At 63.2% G+C, this 17,089-nt stretch carries 18 protein-coding genes and 2 riboswitches; of the genes, 8 read left to right on the forward strand and 10 right to left on the reverse strand.

What is annotated here, in order from left to right; genetic code table 11:
- Positions 1-118: 118 nt before the first annotated feature.
- The 4 genes from NCS00_RS18225 to cobW all read right to left on the reverse strand — a co-directional run bounded on the left by NCS00_RS18225 (position 119) and on the right by cobW (position 6,679).
- The gene (locus NCS00_RS18225; protein WP_250435925.1) at positions 119-688 is read right to left on the reverse strand and encodes a vWA domain-containing protein; all 570 of its coding nucleotides are present in this window, start codon (positions 686-688) and stop codon (positions 119-121) included.
- 119 nt (positions 689-807) lie between these two features.
- Entirely contained in the window at positions 808-1,815 is a 1,008-nt protein-coding gene (locus NCS00_RS18230; RefSeq protein WP_250440668.1) for a magnesium chelatase ATPase subunit I, read from the reverse strand.
- On the reverse strand, positions 1,812-5,588 hold the full coding sequence (gene cobN / locus NCS00_RS18235) for a cobaltochelatase subunit CobN (RefSeq protein ID WP_250440669.1): 3,777 nt from the start codon (positions 5,586-5,588) through the stop codon (positions 1,812-1,814). The genes NCS00_RS18230 and cobN overlap by 4 nt, the downstream gene beginning before the upstream one ends.
- Positions 5,589-5,593: 5 nt before the next feature.
- Complete coding sequence (gene cobW / locus NCS00_RS18240; protein ID WP_250440670.1) at positions 5,594-6,679, reverse strand: cobalamin biosynthesis protein CobW; 1,086 nt, start codon at positions 6,677-6,679, stop codon at positions 5,594-5,596.
- A 121-nt stretch (positions 6,680-6,800) separates the two neighbouring features.
- A riboswitch (cobalamin riboswitch) is annotated at positions 6,801-7,058 on the reverse strand.
- A gap of 46 nt (positions 7,059-7,104) precedes the next feature.
- Between cobW and NCS00_RS18245 the strand changes: the two genes are divergently transcribed.
- The 4 genes from NCS00_RS18245 to NCS00_RS18260 all read left to right on the forward strand — a co-directional run bounded on the left by NCS00_RS18245 (position 7,105) and on the right by NCS00_RS18260 (position 9,926).
- Positions 7,105-7,530: a cobalamin biosynthesis protein gene (locus NCS00_RS18245; RefSeq protein WP_250435932.1), complete on the forward strand. Its 426-nt coding sequence runs from the start codon at positions 7,105-7,107 to the stop codon at positions 7,528-7,530.
- A 249-nt stretch (positions 7,531-7,779) separates the two neighbouring features.
- The gene (gene cobO, locus NCS00_RS18250; RefSeq protein WP_175979443.1) at positions 7,780-8,382 is read left to right on the forward strand and encodes a cob(I)yrinic acid a,c-diamide adenosyltransferase; all 603 of its coding nucleotides are present in this window, start codon (positions 7,780-7,782) and stop codon (positions 8,380-8,382) included.
- Positions 8,383-8,385: 3 nt separating this feature from the next.
- Entirely contained in the window at positions 8,386-9,684 is a 1,299-nt protein-coding gene (locus tag NCS00_RS18255) for a cobyrinic acid a,c-diamide synthase CobB (protein WP_250440671.1), read from the forward strand.
- Positions 9,681-9,926: a DUF1289 domain-containing protein gene (locus NCS00_RS18260; RefSeq protein WP_008353096.1), complete on the forward strand. Its 246-nt coding sequence runs from the start codon at positions 9,681-9,683 to the stop codon at positions 9,924-9,926. The genes NCS00_RS18255 and NCS00_RS18260 overlap by 4 nt, the downstream gene beginning before the upstream one ends.
- 34 nt (positions 9,927-9,960) lie before the next feature.
- On the opposite strand, the gene NCS00_RS18265 is transcribed toward NCS00_RS18260, so the two are convergent.
- Both NCS00_RS18265 and NCS00_RS18270 read right to left on the reverse strand, forming a co-directional pair.
- Positions 9,961-10,743, reverse strand: a complete 783-nt coding sequence (locus NCS00_RS18265; RefSeq protein ID WP_250440672.1) for a CbtA family protein — start codon at positions 10,741-10,743, stop codon at positions 9,961-9,963.
- 9 nt (positions 10,744-10,752) lie between these two features.
- Positions 10,753-10,986, reverse strand: coding sequence for a CbtB domain-containing protein (locus NCS00_RS18270; RefSeq protein WP_034471940.1), 234 nt, complete (start codon positions 10,984-10,986; stop codon positions 10,753-10,755).
- A gap of 29 nt (positions 10,987-11,015) precedes the next feature.
- Positions 11,016-11,142, reverse strand: a riboswitch (cobalamin riboswitch).
- Positions 11,143-11,190: 48 nt separating this feature from the next.
- On the opposite strand from NCS00_RS18270, the gene NCS00_RS18275 reads away from it, so the two are divergent.
- Genes NCS00_RS18275 through hmuQ form a run of 3 tightly spaced genes read left to right on the forward strand, consistent with a single transcriptional unit; the run spans position 11,191 to position 12,553 of the window.
- Complete coding sequence (locus NCS00_RS18275) at positions 11,191-11,757, forward strand: histidine phosphatase family protein (RefSeq protein WP_250440673.1); 567 nt, start codon at positions 11,191-11,193, stop codon at positions 11,755-11,757.
- A gap of 59 nt (positions 11,758-11,816) precedes the next feature.
- Positions 11,817-12,188: a DUF1428 domain-containing protein gene (locus NCS00_RS18280; protein WP_250440674.1), complete on the forward strand. Its 372-nt coding sequence runs from the start codon at positions 11,817-11,819 to the stop codon at positions 12,186-12,188.
- Between the two features lie 50 nt (positions 12,189-12,238).
- Positions 12,239-12,553 (forward strand): heme-degrading protein HmuQ, encoded by a 315-nt coding sequence (gene hmuQ / locus NCS00_RS18285; RefSeq protein WP_008353090.1) that lies wholly within the window; start codon positions 12,239-12,241, stop codon positions 12,551-12,553.
- Between the two features lie 106 nt (positions 12,554-12,659).
- On the opposite strand, the gene NCS00_RS18290 is transcribed toward hmuQ, so the two are convergent.
- Both NCS00_RS18290 and lhpI read right to left on the reverse strand, forming a co-directional pair.
- Positions 12,660-12,983, reverse strand: coding sequence for a hypothetical protein (locus NCS00_RS18290; protein ID WP_008353089.1), 324 nt, complete (start codon positions 12,981-12,983; stop codon positions 12,660-12,662).
- A gap of 129 nt (positions 12,984-13,112) precedes the next feature.
- Positions 13,113-14,054 (reverse strand): bifunctional Delta(1)-pyrroline-2-carboxylate/Delta(1)-piperideine-2-carboxylate reductase, encoded by a 942-nt coding sequence (lhpI, locus tag NCS00_RS18295; protein WP_250440675.1) that lies wholly within the window; start codon positions 14,052-14,054, stop codon positions 13,113-13,115.
- A gap of 231 nt (positions 14,055-14,285) precedes the next feature.
- On the opposite strand from lhpI, the gene ppk2 reads away from it, so the two are divergent.
- Complete coding sequence (gene ppk2 / locus NCS00_RS18300) at positions 14,286-15,182, forward strand: polyphosphate kinase 2 (RefSeq protein WP_008353084.1); 897 nt, start codon at positions 14,286-14,288, stop codon at positions 15,180-15,182.
- Positions 15,183-15,202: 20 nt separating this feature from the next.
- On the opposite strand, the gene NCS00_RS18305 is transcribed toward ppk2, so the two are convergent.
- A complete protein-coding gene (locus NCS00_RS18305; protein WP_063828790.1) occupies positions 15,203-15,427 on the reverse strand; it encodes a hypothetical protein in 225 nt (74 codons plus the stop codon).
- Positions 15,428-15,588: 161 nt separating this feature from the next.
- Positions 15,589-17,088, reverse strand: coding sequence for an efflux transporter outer membrane subunit (locus NCS00_RS18310; RefSeq protein WP_033537058.1), 1,500 nt, complete (start codon positions 17,086-17,088; stop codon positions 15,589-15,591).
- Position 17,089: the final 1 nt, after the last annotated feature.

Consider the following 17,089-nt stretch of genomic DNA (forward strand, 5'->3'; position numbering starts at 1 on the left):
CAACTCCGAAACATGCAGGCGATTATAAAGTCGATATGGCTCGCTGAATCGGCTGCAAGCCTGATCGCGCAAAATTCGGACAATCACCGTGGCAGTCGGCAATATTCGAATCGATTGCTCAACAATCCGAGATTCTTATCAGCGCATCCGCAAGCACATATCTCGCGCTCCACTCGCGCGCGAGCGCCTCGCCGCGCCCGACCCGAATCGCACCTTCCTCGAAATCGACGACGACGATCTCATCCGCTGCGTGAGGTGCTTGCGGTTGCTCGTTCGTTCGCCCGTCGGTGAGCACCCACAAGCAGCGCCGTTGCACTGGTCTGCGCCGAGCCGCTCTCTCAAGCACCGTTCCCGCGCTCGCCAGCCCAAGCGCGAGCGGCGTGCCGCCACCGCCGCCGATCGGCGCGACCCACCGCTCATTGAACCAATGCGCCGCACCCGGCTGACGACGCACTTCCGCGCGTGCACCGCCGAAACATATCAGCGCAATCTCCGCCCGCTCACGATAAGCGCGATCGAACAGCGCGACGAGCATGCCCTTCGCGCGCGCAAGGCGCTCGCCGGCGAGCATCGAGCCGGAGCAATCGAGCAGAAAACAATGCAGCACCGCACCGTCGCCCTGCGTGCGCCGGTATCGCAAATGCTCCGTAGCAAAGCGCGCGGAACGCTTTGCGCGCAATGTCGCCATCCAGTCGATCGACGCGCTGACTTCGCCCTCGCGCGTCGCGCTGCGGCCTTTCGCGAACGCTTCGTTCCATCGAAGACGATGCCTTGTGTCGAAGGCATTCGCGTCGCGCCTTCGATGGTTCAGGCTTTTTTTGCGGCGAGCGGCCTCACTTGCTTGACCTTCGCGGTTCCCGTCGGCTCCGGCGGCATGTAGCCCCAATCCGCTTGGTTCGAGCCTGCATCGGGCGACGTCGACTCGCGGCCTGCCGGTTCGCGTGAAGGCGCTTCCCCTTCTCTTCGCCGATGCTTAAGCACCGCATCGGCGACGCGTTCGACGTGCGTGACGTTCACGCCCGCTGCTTCCTCCAACGCAGCCAGCGCACGCGCCGCGCGCAGCATGACGATGTCCGCACGCAAGCCGTCGACATGCGCCTCGATGCAAAGCTCGCTCACGCGCGCATGAACCGCATCATCGAAATCGAATGACGACAATGCCGCGCGCGCCGCGTGAATGCGCGATTCCAGCGAAGCCTGCTCGTCGCGATGCCGCGCGCGAAACGCATCAGGATCGGCATCGAATGCAAGACGCGCTTTGACGATGCGTTGCCGCACGAGCGCATCGAAGCAATTGTTCATCTCCACGGCAAGACCGAAACGATCGAGCAATTGCGGCCGCAACTCGCCCTCTTCCGGATTCATCGTGCCGATCAGCACGAAGCGCGCGTCGTGCCGATGCGAAATGCCATCGCGCTCGACGATGTTCACGCCGCTCGCCGCGACATCGAGCAACTGATCGACGAGCGGATTCGGCAGGAGATTCACTTCATCGACATACAGCACGCCCCGATGCGCCTTCGCAAGCAGGCCCGGAGAAAACTTCACACCACCGTCGCGCAATGCGCTTTGGATGTCGAGCGTGCCGATCAACTGTTCCTCGCTCGCGCCGAGCGGCAAGGTCACGAGCCTCCCTTCGGGCAGCAACTCCGCGAGTGCGCGCGTCGCGGTGGATTTCGCGGTGCCGCGCGGCCCGCTCACGAGCACGCCGCCGATCGAAGGATCGACGGCCGCGAGCAAAAGCGCCTGCTGCAAGGGCGCTTGTGCGACGAGCGCCGAAAAAGGAAACACGGCAGATGTGATGGATTCGTTCAAGAATGTCGGCCTTCGATGTGCTGTTCGACATCGAGCAGATGCCGTTCGACCTGCTCGCGATAGCCAGCGGGTTGCTGCCACAGACCGCGTTGCATCGCTTCGAGCAGACGCTCGCAGATCGATTGCAACGCGTGCGGATTGTGCTGCGCAATGAACTCGCGCGTGTCGGCATCGTTCACATAGGCATCGGTGACCAGCGCGTACTGATGATCCGACACGACGCGCGCGGTGGCGTCGTAGCCGAACAGGTAGTCGACGGTCGCCGCGAGTTCGGACGCGCCCTTGTAACCGTGCCGCTTCACGCCATCGATCCACTTCGGATTGACCACGCGTGAACGCACCACGCGCGCAATCTCTTCGTTCAGCGTGCGAACGCGCGGCGCAGCGGGATTGCTGTGATCGGCGTTATACGTCTGCGGCTGCACGCCCGACAGATAGCGCACGGCCGCGACCATGCCGCCCTGGAACTGGTGATAGTCGTTCGAATCGAGCAGATCGTGTTCGCGATTGTCCTGGTTCTGCACGACGACATCGAGCGTCGATAGCCGCGCGCCGAAGCTCGCGCGTGCTTCGACGCCATCGCCCGATTGCGAATACGCGTAGCCGCCCGCGCTTTGATACGCGGCGGAAAGATCCGCATCGGTCTGCCATTGCTTTGCGTCGATCAGTTCCTGCAGACCCGCGCCGTATGCGCCCGGCTTCGTGCTGAACACGCGCCAGCCCGCTCGACGCCGCGCGTCCTTCGTCTCGATGCCGCGCGCGATCAGCTCGTCGCGCTCACGAAGGATGCGCGCGCGGATCGGGTTGACATCGGCGGGCTCGTCGTCCAATTCGGCGACGGCCTGCACCGCCGCATCGAAGAGATGAATGAGATTCGCGAACGCATCGCGGAAGAAGCCCGATACGCGCAATGTCACATCGATGCGCGGCCGGTTGAAGATCGAGATCGGCAGAATCTCGAAGTCGGTCACGCGATGACTGCCCGCCGCCCACTTGGGCCGCACGCCGATCAACGCGAACGCCTGCGCGATATCGTCGCCGCCGGTCCGCATCGTCGCCGTGCCCCACACCGACAAGCCGATTGCCCGCGGAAAATCGCCGTGATCCTGCACATGGCGTTCGACCAAGGCGTTCGCCGACTTTACGCCGAGCGACCATGCGGCTTGCGTCGGCAATGCGCGCGTATCGACGGAATAGAAGTTGCGGCCGGTGGGCAGCACGTCCGGTCTGCCGCGCGAAGGCGAGCCGCTCGGACCCGGCGGCACGAAACGGCCTTCGAGACCTCGCTTCAGTTGCGTCAGCTCTTGCGGGCCGCACGCATCGAGCCGCGCGAGCACATCGCCACGCAGACGTTCGAGCACGAGCGATGCACGCGGTCCGGGCGCGGCTGCGTCAGCATCGGACAATAGTTGCATCGCTAACGATTCGAGGCGCTCGCGCGTATCGCCTTGATGACGCCACGGCGCTTCGCTCACATCGGCAAGTGCTTGCGGACGCGGGCCGGTCCACGGCGCGGCCCAATCCGCATCGAGCGGATCGAAGATATCGGGCAATTGCAGATCCCGTGCGATCGCGACGATCAGGCTCGCGTTCGCGCCCTGCCCGTCGCCGATCGGAAAGCGGCCGAGCGCGAGCAGCGTGTCGCGTCGTTGCACGCCTTGCGGCGAGACACCGAATACATGCAGGCCGTCGCGAATCTGCGCTTCCTTCAGTTCGCAGAGATAGGCATCGGCGCGCGTGAGCAACGCGTCTTCACCCACGGTATCGCGTGGCGCATCCAGCCCGAGTTCCTCGTGCAGCCGGTTCTCGACGATGTTCGCGAGAATCGTCTTGCGCAGCAGCTTCGCGCGGCGCACATCGACCATCAACGCTTCGTAGTATTCGTCGACCTGACGCTCGAGATCCTGCAATGGCCCATAGTTCTCGGCGCGCGTGAGCGGCGGCATCAGATGATCGATGATCACGGCCTGCGCGCGGCGCTTCGCCTGACTGCCTTCGCCCGGATCGTTGACGATGAACGGATAGAGATGCGGCATCGGTCCGAGAATCGCATCCGGCCAGCACGATGACGACAACGCGACGCTCTTTCCCGGCAGCCATTCGAGATTGCCGTGCTTGCCGACATGCACGAGCGCATCCGCCTGAAAGCGCAGACGCAGCCAGAAGTAGAACGCGAGATAGGAATGCGGCGGCACGAGTTCGGCATCGTGATAGCTCGCGTAATCGTTGCGCTGCCGCGAACGCGAAGGCTGAATGCCGATGAACACTTCCCCGCAGCGATAGCCCGCGATCATGAAACGGCCGCGTCTGATCGTCGGGTCGTCTTCGGGTGCGCCCCAGGTTTTTTCGAGCGCGGCGCGCGCATCGGCGGGCAGTGTGCGATACGCGTCGAGATAGTCATCGAGCGAAAGACTCTGCAACGCAGGGCGCATATCGCGGACGACGGGATCGTTGGTCACGCCTTCCGTCAACGCGGCGATGAGCGCATCGCCGTTCGGCGGCATCGTGCCGACGCGATAGCCTTCTCGCGCGAGCATCGACAGAATGTTGATCGCGGATGCAGGCGTATCGAGTCCCACGCCATTGCCGATGCGCCCTTCGCTCGCCGGGTAGTTCGCCAGCACGAGCGCGATGCGCTTCTGCGCGTTCGGCGTATGACGCAGCTTGGACCAACGCCGGCTCAGTTCGGCGACGAAGCGCACGCGCTCCGCGTCGGCCTGATAGCGCACGACATCCACCTGCGTATGCTTGCAGTGATATGCGAGCCCCTTGAAACTCACGGCGCGCGTGATGATGCGGCCATCGACTTCGGGAAGCGCGACATGCATGGCGACGTCGCGCGAATTCAGGCCGTGATTGTCCTTCTGCCAGTCATCGCGATTGCCGCCGCTCAGGATGACTTGCAGCACGGGCGCATCGCCCGCGACTTCGAATGCTTCGTCCTCGCCGATCACGCTCGCCGCAAAAGCCGTCGTGTTCAATACGAGCGATGCGCGATGCTGCGCGCACAAACGCTCGACCACTTCGCGGCTCACGCTTTCCTTGAGCGACGAAATCGCGATCGGCAACGGATTCATGCCTTCTTTTTCGAGCGCTTCGATGAGCGCATCGAACACGGCCGTATTGCCCGATTGCAAATGCGCGCGGTAAAACAGAATCGCGGCGACGCTCGCGCCTTCGGTCCAGCGCGCCTGCCAGTCGTCGATGACCGCGATATCGCGCTCGGGATGATAGATCGCGACGGCGGGCAGCGGACTCGGCGGCTGCGGCTCGCGCCCGAAGCCGAACGCGCGATGCGCGATCGCGCGTAGAAACTCCTCGGCATTGCGCGCGCCGCCTTCGCGCAGATAGCGCGACAGCTCGCGGCAAAACGCTGCATCGGCCGTGCTCTTGCCGATAAGATTCGGGTCCTCGGTGAGATCGCCCGAAAACATCGCGAGCATCTGCTTGCGCTCTTTCGCGAGCGCGACGAGCCGCTCGATGCCGTACGGCCAGTACGATTCGCCGCCGAGATGATCGACGATCACGACCTTCGCGTGACGCAATACATCGTCGACATAGAAATCGACCGATGCGGGCTGACGCAGAAACGATTGATTCGCGAGCCGCACGTCGGGAAAGCCGGGCTCGAGACGCGGAAACGCGCTCGCGAGCAACGCGAGCGTCGTATCGGCGGAGCTGAGCACGACGATCGGCGCGCTCGTCTGATCGATACGCATGACGCCCTGCGCGTCGTCGACGAAGCCTCCCGGCGTCGTGCGGAGCAGATGCATCGCGGTTACGCCTGCACGGGCGCGCTCGCGAGCGCGGCGTCGAACGCGCGTTGCAGCGTCGCGCGTTCGAGGTCTTCGCCGATCAGCACGAAGCGGCTTTGGGTCTTCGCTTCGCCCGCTTCCCAGCGGCGGTCGAAGTAACTGTCGAAGCGTCGTCCGACGCCTTGCACGACGAGCCGCATCGCCGCGCCCGGCAACGCAGCGAAACCCTTCACGCGATAGATCGTGTGCTGCTCGACGAGCGCATGCAGCGCGGCCAGCGCCTGCTCGCGCGATTCGACGTTGCCATGCACGACGACCGAATCGAACTCGTCATGATGATGATCGGCGTGGCCTGCTTCATCGGGCGAACCGTGATGATCGTGCCGCAAATGAATCGTCTCTTCCGATGCGGATTCGAGACCGAGCAATGTATGCACATCGAGCCTGCCCATCTGCGCGGGCACGATCTTCACTTCGGGCGGAATCTCGGGCCGCACGAGCGCTTCGACCTTTCGCAGCGCTTCATCATCCATGAGATCGGTCTTGTTGACGATGACGAGATCGGCAGACGAAAGCTGGTCCTCGAACAATTCATGCAGCGGCGATTCGTGATCGAGATTGGGATCGGCCTTGCGTTGCGCATCGACGGCGACGGGATTCGCCGCGAACTGACCGCTCGCGGCAGCGGGTCCATCGACCACGGTCACGACGGCATCGACGGTGAATGCGTTCTTGATCGACGGCCAGTTGAACGCCTGCACGAGCGGCTTCGGCAAAGCGAGACCGGACGTTTCGATCAGCACGTGATCGATGCTCTCGCGCCGCTCGACGAGTTGTTCCATGAGCGGATAGAACTCTTCCTGCACGGTGCAGCAGAGACAACCGTTCGCGAGCTCGTACAGATTGCGGTCTTTCGAGCCGGCTTCATCCTCGCAACCGATGCCGCAACCCTTCAAGATCTCCCCGTCGATGCCGAGCTCGCCGAACTCGTTGACGATCACCGCGATGCGCTTGCCTTGCGCATTGGAGAGGATATGCCGCATCAGTGTGGTCTTGCCGCTGCCGAGAAAGCCGGTCACGACCGTGACGGGAATCTTGCGGGTTTGCATCGTCGCTCCGTGGCTTCGGTTGCATGCGCTTCATGTCGCGCGATGCCTGGCAACGCGGCTGGATGAAAGAGAAACGCACGCTTTTATGGATCATGGGCCGCGCCGCATCCCCGCGACAGCAAGCCCCGCTCAAAGTCTGGCCGGTATCCGGGCTGACGACGACGCCGCTTCGCCTTCCCGCGCGTTTCTCACGCGCAGTGGCCTCGAAGCCGGCTTCCCGTACACGCGATGAAAATGCCGTGCGCGGTGAATCGCTTACCGTTGCGGGGGCAGCGCAGGTTGACGTGCGTTCGACGAATCGAAAGGAACGCGCCCTGCTTCCCGTTTAACTGCGCACGAGAGAATCCGCGCGCGAGCACCAAAACTGCGTGAAAGTCTAGGCCCGGCGGGCGCGAGCGTCAAGAAAGGTGGTAAGGTCGGCGCACATGGAATTCGTCATCGCCCACATGAATCAGCCCGCTGTCACGCGTCTTGCCGTGGGGATCGGCTGCACGCGGGGCGCGAGCGCCGACGCAATCGAGCACGCCGTGCGCGGCGCTTTGGGCACGCTTGCGTTCGGCGACATCGCCATCATCGCGAGCATCGACGCGAAACGGCACGAGGCGGGACTGCTCGCGTTCTGCGAGCGTCATCGTCTGACATTGCGCTTCTACGGCGCCGATGAAATCGCGCAAGCGCCGCGCACGGCGATATCGCATCATGCAATGGCGCATATGAACGTCGATGGCGTATGCGAGCCTTGCGCGCTGCTCGCGGGCAACGCGCGAACGCTCATCGTGCCAAAGACGATCGATTGTGGCGTAACCGTCGCGATCGCAGCGATGCATGCGCCCCGCGCGAACGGAACATGAATACCGGTCTTGCGGTCGTGCGCGGACGCGGCGTTTCGGCGAGCGGCTTCGCCACGACCGGTTTGAACTTGTCGCGGCAAAGCCAGACGAGAACGCCAAGCGCGACGAGTTCCAGATAGAGATAGAGCGCGTCCATTTGCTTGCTCCTCAAGTCGGTGATTACGTTGATTGCATGATGCCTGCCGTCTGTTAGCGCAGAATTAAGCCGCCGCCTGTTGTACGATACGGCCGTCTTTCTCTGGAGCTCCCGTGAAAACCGATACCGAATCGCATCTGCGCATGACCCAGCGCCGCAAGGAAGGCCACGAGAAAAAGCAGGCCGCCGCCGATCACGAGAAAGGCCTTTTGATCGTGAATACCGGCAACGGCAAGGGCAAGACAACGGCCGCGTTCGGCATGGCGGTGCGCGTGCTCGGACACGGCATGAAGCTCGGCGTCGTGCAGTTCATCAAGGGCGCGCTGCATACATCGGAGCGCGATTTCCTCGGCGCAATCGCGCATTGCGATTTCGTCACCATGGGAGATGGCTACACCTGGAACACGCAGAATCGCGAAGCCGACATGGCCACCGCGCGCAAGGGCTGGAACGAAGCGCGCCGCATGATCGAGAGCGGCGAATATCAGATGGTCGTGCTCGACGAACTCAACACCGTGCTCAAGTACGAGTATCTGCCGCTCGATGAAGTGCTCGACGTGCTGAAGGCGCGGCCCGCGATGCTGCATGTCGTCGTGACCGGTCGCCACGCGCCCGATGCGTTGATCGAACTTGCCGATCTCGTCACGGAAATGCGGCTCGTGAAGCATCCGTATCGCGAGCAAGGCGTGAAAGCGCAACGCGGCGTCGAGTTCTGAGCGATGCCCGACTGCCCCGCTCTCTTCATCGGCGCGAGTGCGTCGCATCAAGGCAAGACCACGGTGACGGCGGCGCTTGCGCGTCATCACGCGCGCCGAGGCCTGACGGTACGCGTGTTCAAGACCGGCCCGGATTTTCTCGATCCGATGATTCTCGAACGCGCATGCGGCGCGCCCGTTTATTCGCTGCATCTGTCGATGGTCGGGCTCGATGCGTGCCGCGCGTTGCTCGCCAAGGCCGCGCGCGAGGCCGATCTCATTCTCATCGAAGGCGTGATGGGTCTCTTCGACGGCACGCCGAGCAGCGCCGATCTGGCCGCCACGTTCAACGTACCGGTGCTCGCGGTGATCGGCGCGCACGGCATGGCGCAGACGTTCGGCGCCATCGCGTTCGGGCTCGCGCGTTATCGCGAAGATGTGCCCTTTCATGGCGTGCTCGCGAATCGCGTTGCATCGGCGCGTCATGCGCAGATGTTGTCGGAGACTATCCCCGTCGACTTGCGTTATTGCGGCCATCTGTCGAATGCGGACGATATCGCCTTGCCCGAGCGTCATCTCGGTCTCACGCAGCCCGATGAAATCGCGGGCCTCGACGCACGGCTCGACCGCGCCGCCGATGCAATCGCGCAAACGACGCTCGCCGATCTTCCGCCGCCCGTTCATTTCGACGATGCGACGCTGCCCGCGCCGCCGCGTCTGCTCGACGGCGCGCATATCGCCATCGCTCGCGATGCGGCGTTCTCGTTCGTGTATCCGGCGAATGTCGATGTGCTCATCGCCATGGGCGCGCGCATCAGCACGTTTTCTCCGCTCGCCGACGAACCCGCGCCGCACGATGCCGACGCGCTCTATCTTCCCGGCGGCTATCCCGAGCTGCATGCCGCGGCGCTCGCTTCGAACGAACGCGCGCGTGCATCGGTCGTTGCGCACGTCGAGCGAGCGAAGCCCGTGGTCGCGGAATGCGGCGGCATGCTGTATCTGCTCGACACGCTGACCGACATCGAAGGCACGCGGCATGCGATGCTCGGCATCCTTCCCGGCGACGCGGCGATGCAACGCAAGCTGTCGCGCCTCGCGATGCAGCGCATCGACACGACGCATGGCGCGATGACCGGTCACACATTCCACTACTCGACGCTCGACACGCCAATGCAGCCGGCACTCAAGGCCGCTCATGCCACGACCGGCACCGAAGGCGAAGCGCTCTATCGGCATGGTTCGGTGTCGGCCACTTACATGCACGCTTACTGGCCGTCGAATCCGGCCGCGGCCGCTGCGCTCTTTCGCGGCGAATCACTATGACAACGACGCAAGACGATCTCGCTTTCACCATCGAACGCGCGAAAGCGCAGGAACCCATCGGCTCGCCATGCACCGATGTCTGCAAGCTCGATCAGGAAACGGGCCTGTGCCTCGGCTGCTTCCGAAGCCGCGAGGAAATCAAGACCTTCAGATCGATGGACGATGCCGCGAAGCTCGATCTGTTCGATGAATTGCTCAAGCGTCGTGCGGCGAAAGAGCAAACGAAAAGCCCGCGTTCCTGACGAAGCGCGGGCTTCATGAGCGACGCCGAACCGCTTACGCCGCAGCCATTCTTCTCACCGCCGGCCGCTCGAGTTCACGCGCTGCGAGCGCACCGAACACGAGACCGAGCGTCGTCCATAACAGCGCCTGCATGCCGATAGCGGCCACGCGGAAATTCCACAGCAGCGAAGCGGAGAAATCCGCGGGCACTTCATCGACGGACGGCAGCGCGACCTGCGCCGCCACGATCACGACGATATACGCAGCCGCCGCGATGAGCGTCGCGTTCCACCCGCCATGCCGCGCCACCATGCGCCGCTGCAAGCGCACGGCGAAGACGGCAGCCGCGATGGAAATCGCCACCATGCCGAAGAAAAGCGCCGTGCGCGGCCCGATGGTCTCGGCATTGCCGACAGCGGGCGGATTGGGCGGGTACTTGAGGAACGGCACGATGGCGACGCTCACGAAGCCGAACAGCGCGAGCAATGCCGACGTGCCGCGCGCGCGCAACGCGCCGAGCCGTCCATAAGCAAACGCGAACACGAGCGAGAAGAGACCGCCGAGCGCGGTGCCGAACACGGCGACGCCGGTCAGAAGGCCGAGGCCCGCTTGCGTATCGCGAGACACGAGCGCTTCGTCGCCGTGATCGTGCGAATGCGCTTGCGTGGCAGCCGCATCGGCATGACCGTGCTCATGTTCGTGTTCATGCTCGTGCTGTTCCTCGAACGCGATGGCGCGTGCCACCGACGGTTCACCGAACGCACGCGCGAAGCCGAAGCCGATCAGGCCCGCGACCAGTCCCGCGATCATGCCGCGTATCAGCAAAGTGCGAATCATGATGCTTCCTCAGTGGCACGGAAAGCCGAGCAAATGCCGGCCGTCATGCACGAATTCGTGGACGTACGTGCCCGAGAAAATCGACGTCGCGCCCTGTTCGGCGCCGACGAAATAGATTGCGATCAGCAGAATGAGGCCGATGAAGACGGCCCACGGCAACACTTCACGCACCGGAATGGGCACGGGTGCATCGAGTGACGGGGAAACCGGAGCGGAAAAGACCGGCGCGTTGGAAGCATTCATGGTGGTTCTCCAGGGAAAAGCGCGTCCCGATTGACGAAGAGCATGCAGCGGGGTCTGACTCGCGGCGCCGCGCTTTCGCGTTGACGTACCGCACACAGTGGCGCGACCGTGCCGGGTTTGCACCGGCTTCCTCGCACTGCAAGCTTGCCATTCTATGATGATCCGCTGCAAAGTAAAACGATTCCGATTCGACCGCCACCTGCCTTGGAACTCATTCTTCTCTGTCACGCCGCCACGCGCGCGATGAAAACCGGGCACTTTCCCACCGGCGACGAACCTCCCGAGCGCAATGCGCGCGCGCAGCTCGCGTCATTGCACGCCTTGCCCGACACGCGCGTGATTGCGAGTCCCGCGCGCGTCGCGCGTGAAACGGCGGCGTGGATCGCGGATGCATTCGAGATCGTTCCCGCGTTCGACGACATCGACTATGGCCGCTGGCGCGGGCATTCGATACGCGAAACGGGCGAGCGCGAACCGGAACATGTCGCTGCATGGCTCGCGGATCCCGATGCGCGTTCGCACGGCGGCGAAAGCGTCGCCATGCTCGCCGCGCGCGTCGCCGAGGGCTTCGCTTCGATCGACCGGCTCGACGCGGGGCGCTGCATCGTCGTCACGCATGCGATCGTCGTGAAAGTGGCGCTCGCGCATGCGCTTCGCCTGCCGCTCGCATCGATCTATGGGATGAACTTCGCGCCGCTCTCGTCCACGGTGCTGGAACGCGCGTCGCCCGCCGATACGTGGACCGCCCTGAACTTCGCTGCATACGAATAGCTCAAAGCAGACAGCGCATCGCGTGCGCGGTGCGCGTTCGACTCAACCAGGAGACTCAGATGGCGCATTACGTGGATGGATTCGTCGTACCCGTACCGATCGACAAGGTCGACGCTTATCGCCGCATGGCCGAAGCCGCCGGCAAGATCTGGCTGGAACACGGCGCACTGAAGTTCGTGGAAACCATCGCCGATGACGTGAAGCCCGGCAAGCTCACATCGTTTCCACAGAGCGTGCAGATGAAGGAAGGCGAGACCGTCGCGTTCTCGTATATCGTCTACGAATCGCGCGAGCAGCGCGATAGCGTCAACGCCAAAGTGATGGAAGACCCGCGCCTCAAAACGATGATGGAATCCGGCGAGACGCCGTTCGATCCTCAACGCATGTTCTTCGGCGGCTTCACGACCATCGTCGAACTCGGGCGCGACTGATCGTTCTTATCCGCTCAATCGAGTCACTACTTCGAAGGAACCGCATCGACATGTATATCGCCATGAACCGCTTCAAGATCGTGCCCGGCGCCGAAGCCGACTTCGAACGTCTGTGGACGAGCCGCGATACGCATCTGAAGGATGTGCCCGGGTTCGTCGAGTTTCATCTGCTCAAAGGGCCGGTGAAAGACGATCACGTTCTGTATTCGAGCCATACGATATGGGCGAATCAGGCAGCCTTCGAAGACTGGACGCGTTCGGACGCGTTTCGCGCCGCGCATCGCAATGCCGGCGGCGAGACGCGCCAGCTTTATCTCGGTCATCCGGAATTCGAGGGCTTCGAAGTCATTCAGACCGTCAAATAGAGCGGTCAAGGCGCAACCGAACGTTCGCGCACTTTTCGGCGAGCACGCGCGTTTTACACACGTGTGAAAAAACGCGCTTCGCCGAAGCTGTCTTTTCAGACGTGTTCTAGGCCTTTGCGCCGCGCGCCATGCGCTGCAGCGTCGATGAATCGATCGCCGCCGCGCAGATTCGCACCGCTTCCTTCAGCGTGCGCGGACGCCCCGCACCGAATTGCGATTCCAGCATCGCGACGGCGCGCAGACGCTCGTCATTGCCGAGTTTCTCGCCCGTCGCAAGCTCAAGAACCGAGATGAAATAAGCCGCAGGCGGCGCCGCGCTCGCATGCGGAGTCGTCTGGCGTTCCCCGTCCGCCGCGCCACCCGCGCCCTCACGTCCGTCGTCGCGCGCCGGAATCCACGGGTGCCACTTGCTGTCGTATCGACTTTTCATGGGTTAGTTCGCTGGCTCGATTGCTGTGGCGCACCTTGGCGCCGTTTGTCATGTGACGCTTATGGCGTCTCTGTCATTAAAGAGACTTACAGCAAGTACCGTTCCAAGCTGGCGTTCCCCTTGCACGGCCTAGCGCGCCGCGACGCTTTCCTCCGACAAAACCGCACGCGCGACGCGACATGCCGCAAGATCCCAAGCCGCGCAGCCGACCGATTTGAACATCACCGGTTGCAATGCATCAACGGCTTTGGACGGCGCCGCGAGCGCGAGCGCCAATGCGTGCACATCGTTCCATTCGACGCTCGCGAGAATGAAATCGCCTGCTTCGTGACGCGCGCCCGCAGGGTCGTCGACGTAAAGCGCGCTTGCATGCACGGTCGCGGCGGCGATCTCGGCGGCATCGGCGGTGAATGCGCCCACGCCGATCACGAGGCGGCCCGCGCGCGCGGGCAACGTATAGACCGGCGTCTTGCTCGTGGTCGCGGCGATGACGACATCGATCGAATCGGGAATCGTAGTCTCGTCGAGCGCGGCAAGCTGCTTCGAAAGCGATGCATGCGCCGCACAGAACTCGCGCGCGCGCCCGGGACGCGAGCCTTGCACGACGATGCGCGCATCGGGATAAATAGCGGCGAGCGCCTCGACGTGATACGCAGCCTGCTTGCCCGTACCGATGACGAGCACCTCGCGCGGCGCGGCATCGTGAAGCGCGCGGATCGCGAGCATCGATACCGCCGCCGTGCGCCGGCCCGTCACCGTCGGGCCATCGAGCATGAATTGCGGCACGCCCGTCATGGCATCGTAGGCGGTCACCTGACCGTGGATCGTCGGCAGGCCGAGCGCGCCGTTGCCCGCGCAAACGTTCACGAGCTTGTGCATCGCGAGATCGGCGGCGCTCGCGGGCATCGACAACATCACGCCGCCTTCGATCGGCACCACCATGCGCTCTGGACTCACGATGCGTCCCGCCGCGTAATCGAGCATCGTCGCGGCGAGGGTGTCGACGAGCCGGTCATACGGCACGAGGCGCGCGGTTTGAGCTTCGTCGAAACTATGGATCGTTCCGGTCATCGCGTTCGCTCGCTTGATATGGGGAAGATGAAATCGAACTTCAAAATGCCATCGAAGTGCCGGAACATTCTAACGGCGCGCGACGCCGCGTCATAAAGCAGCGAATCGCTCGCTAGAATGAACGAATCAGCCGCTGTCATGTGACTGCCATCGAATGTCGTCACAATCGGCCGTCCCGCGCCGCGACCGTCATCGCGACGGCGGCAGCCCAAGAACGCCACGGAGCCCCTCATGAACACGACGGAAAAGCAGCGCCGTTTCCACGCCGACATCATCGACAGCTACGACGAAGAGTTCGAGATGGAGATCGACGATCGCTTCCTGGACGGCGAATCGACTTTCTCCGATGAAGAGCGTCAGTTACGCAAGACCTATTTTCGCGAGCTGTTTCGCTTGCAAGGCGAACTCGTGAAGCTGCAGGACTGGGTCGTGCACGAGGGGCATCGACTCGTGGTGCTGTTCGAGGGACGCGATGCGGCGGGCAAAGGCGGCGCGATCAAGCGCATCACGCAACGGCTGAATCCGCGCGTGTGCCGCGTGGCCGCCCTGCCCGCGCCGAACAATCGCGAGCGCACGCAATGGTATTTCCAGCGCTACGTGTCGCATTTGCCGGCGGCGGGCGAGATCGTGCTCTTCGATCGAAGCTGGTATAACCGCGCGGGCGTCGAGCGCGTGATGAACTTCTGCACGGACGAAGAGTATGAGGAATTCTTCCGCTCGGTTCCCGAGTTCGAGAAGATGCTCGTGCGAAGCGGCATTCAGATCGTGAAGTACTGGTTCTCGATCACCGACGACGAACAGGAAGTGCGCTTCCAGGCGCGTATCGAAGATCCTTTGAAGCAGTGGAAACTGAGCCCGATGGACCTGGAGAGCCGCCGCCGATGGGAGGCCTACACGGCGGCCAAGGAAGTGATGCTTCAGCGCACGCACATTCCCGAAGCGCCGTGGTGGGTCGTGCATGCCGTCGACAAGAAACGTGCGCGCCTGAACTGCATTCATCACTTGCTGAGTCAGGTGCCGTATCACGATGTCGAGCATCCGCCGATCGAACTGCCCGACCGCGTGTTCAATCCCGATTATTTGCGCCAGCCCGTGCCGGATGAGATGTACGTTCCCGAAGTGTATTGAGGTCGATAGCGCGGCGCGCGTCAGCAGCAGTTGTTGCAGGGCAGATGCTTCACGCTCGCGCCATTGCGCTGACGCGAAACCGCATGACGCAGCGCGAACTGATATGCGTGCTGCGAACCTCTCAATACCATTACGAACATGACTTGCGCGAGATTGAAGTCGAGCGTGACCATCAGGCGCGTCAACAGTAGCAGTGGCAACACCACCGCCGGCTGATACAGTTGTTTTGCGATCAAGTCTTTCATCATCGGCTCCCTATCCCATGATTGAAATTCTATGGATTCGAGCCGTGCGGATAAACGCCCCGCAGGTGAAGACATATGTTCCGGGAGGCGAACAATCGAGCTGTCATCGATGCGCGCCCCGAGAAAAAAATGGCCCTGCGCGATGCAGGGCCATCTTCATGCTACTTCTGCGCGAGACTCGGCTCGGGCACCGGCGTGGGCTTCGCATCGCCCCAGCCGCCGCCCAGTGCGCGGATCAAATTCACCGTCGATACCGCCTGCGTGCCCCGCAACTGCACCGAGGCGCGCTGCGTCTGCAATACGGTGCGCTCCGCATCGATCACGTCGAGGTAATTCACCGCGCCTTCGGTGTACTGCGTGCGCGACAACTGCGCGGCACGCACCGACGCCTTCACTGCATCGTCCTGCGTCGCGGTCTGATCTTCGAGGATGCGCAGATCCGACAGATTGTCCTCGACCTCGCGGAACGCAACGAGCACCTGCTGACGATAGTTCGCCGAATCCTCTTCATATATCGCGCGCGCATTCGCGAGATTGCCCTTGCGACGGCCGCCATCGAAGATCGGGATATTCAGCGCCGTACCCGCGAACGGCCCGAGCAGGAACGTGCGGCTCGACCACTTGAAGAGATCGCCGAGCGTCGCGGATTCGAAGCCGCCCGAGCCCGTCAACGTGAGCGACGGGAAGAACGCCGCCTTCGCCACGCCGATACGCGCATTGGCCGCAGCCATCGCGCGTTCCGCCGCCGCGACATCGGGACGGCGCTCGAGCAGCGCCGAAGGCAAACCGGGCGGCACGCGCACCGTTACCGGCTTGAGCGGATTCGCGGCCATCGTGAATTCGGCGGGCGACTTGCCGAGCAATACCGCGAGACTATGTTCCGATGCCGCGCGCAGACGTTGCACCGTCATCGCATCCGAACGCGCTGTCGCGAGCTCGGACTTCGCGCGGGCCACGTCGAGTTCGCTGATATCGCCTTCGGTGTAGCGGCGTTGCACGAGCTTCAACGCTTCCTCGCGTAGCTGCACGGTGCGCGTGAAGACATCGCTTTCCGCATCGAGCTCGCGCAGATTGAAGTAGTTCTGCGCGACGTCAGCCTGCAATGCCAACTGCACCGAACGGAACAACGCCTCGCTTTGCTGCGTGTCCGCGTTCGCGGCTTGCACCGAGTTCGACACGCGGCCGAACAGATCGACTTCATACGACACGCTCGCCTGCGCGCGCCACAGCGTTTGCGCAGGCACGTTGCCATCGGCGGGCAGGAACTGCGATGCCGGCGAGAACTTCTCGCGCGTCGGGCCGAAGCCCGCATCGAGCGTCGGGAACAAGCCCGCCCGCGCCGTCTGGTTGATCGCGCGCGCTTCCTTCACGCGCGCGGCCGCCGCCTTCAGGTTCTGGTTCGCGTCCTGCGCCTGCTTTTCCAGATCGTTGAGCGTGGCGTCGTCGAAGATCGTCCACCATTCGCCGCGCATCATCTCTTCGGACGGCTGCGCGGTCTTCCACGTACCCGCTTCCGATGCATCGAGCGTCTTTTGCGGCGTTTCCTTGTAGGCGGACGGCGCATTGACGTCGGGCTTCTCGTAGGTCGGCGCGAGCGAGCAGCCCGCGACCAGCAACAACGACGCCATCAGACTCGATAAAACATGCAGCTTATTCATCATT

Origin of the sequence: Caballeronia sp. AZ1_KS37 (assembly GCF_023631165.1) — a bacterium.
GTDB lineage: Bacteria > Pseudomonadota > Gammaproteobacteria > Burkholderiales > Burkholderiaceae > Caballeronia > Caballeronia zhejiangensis.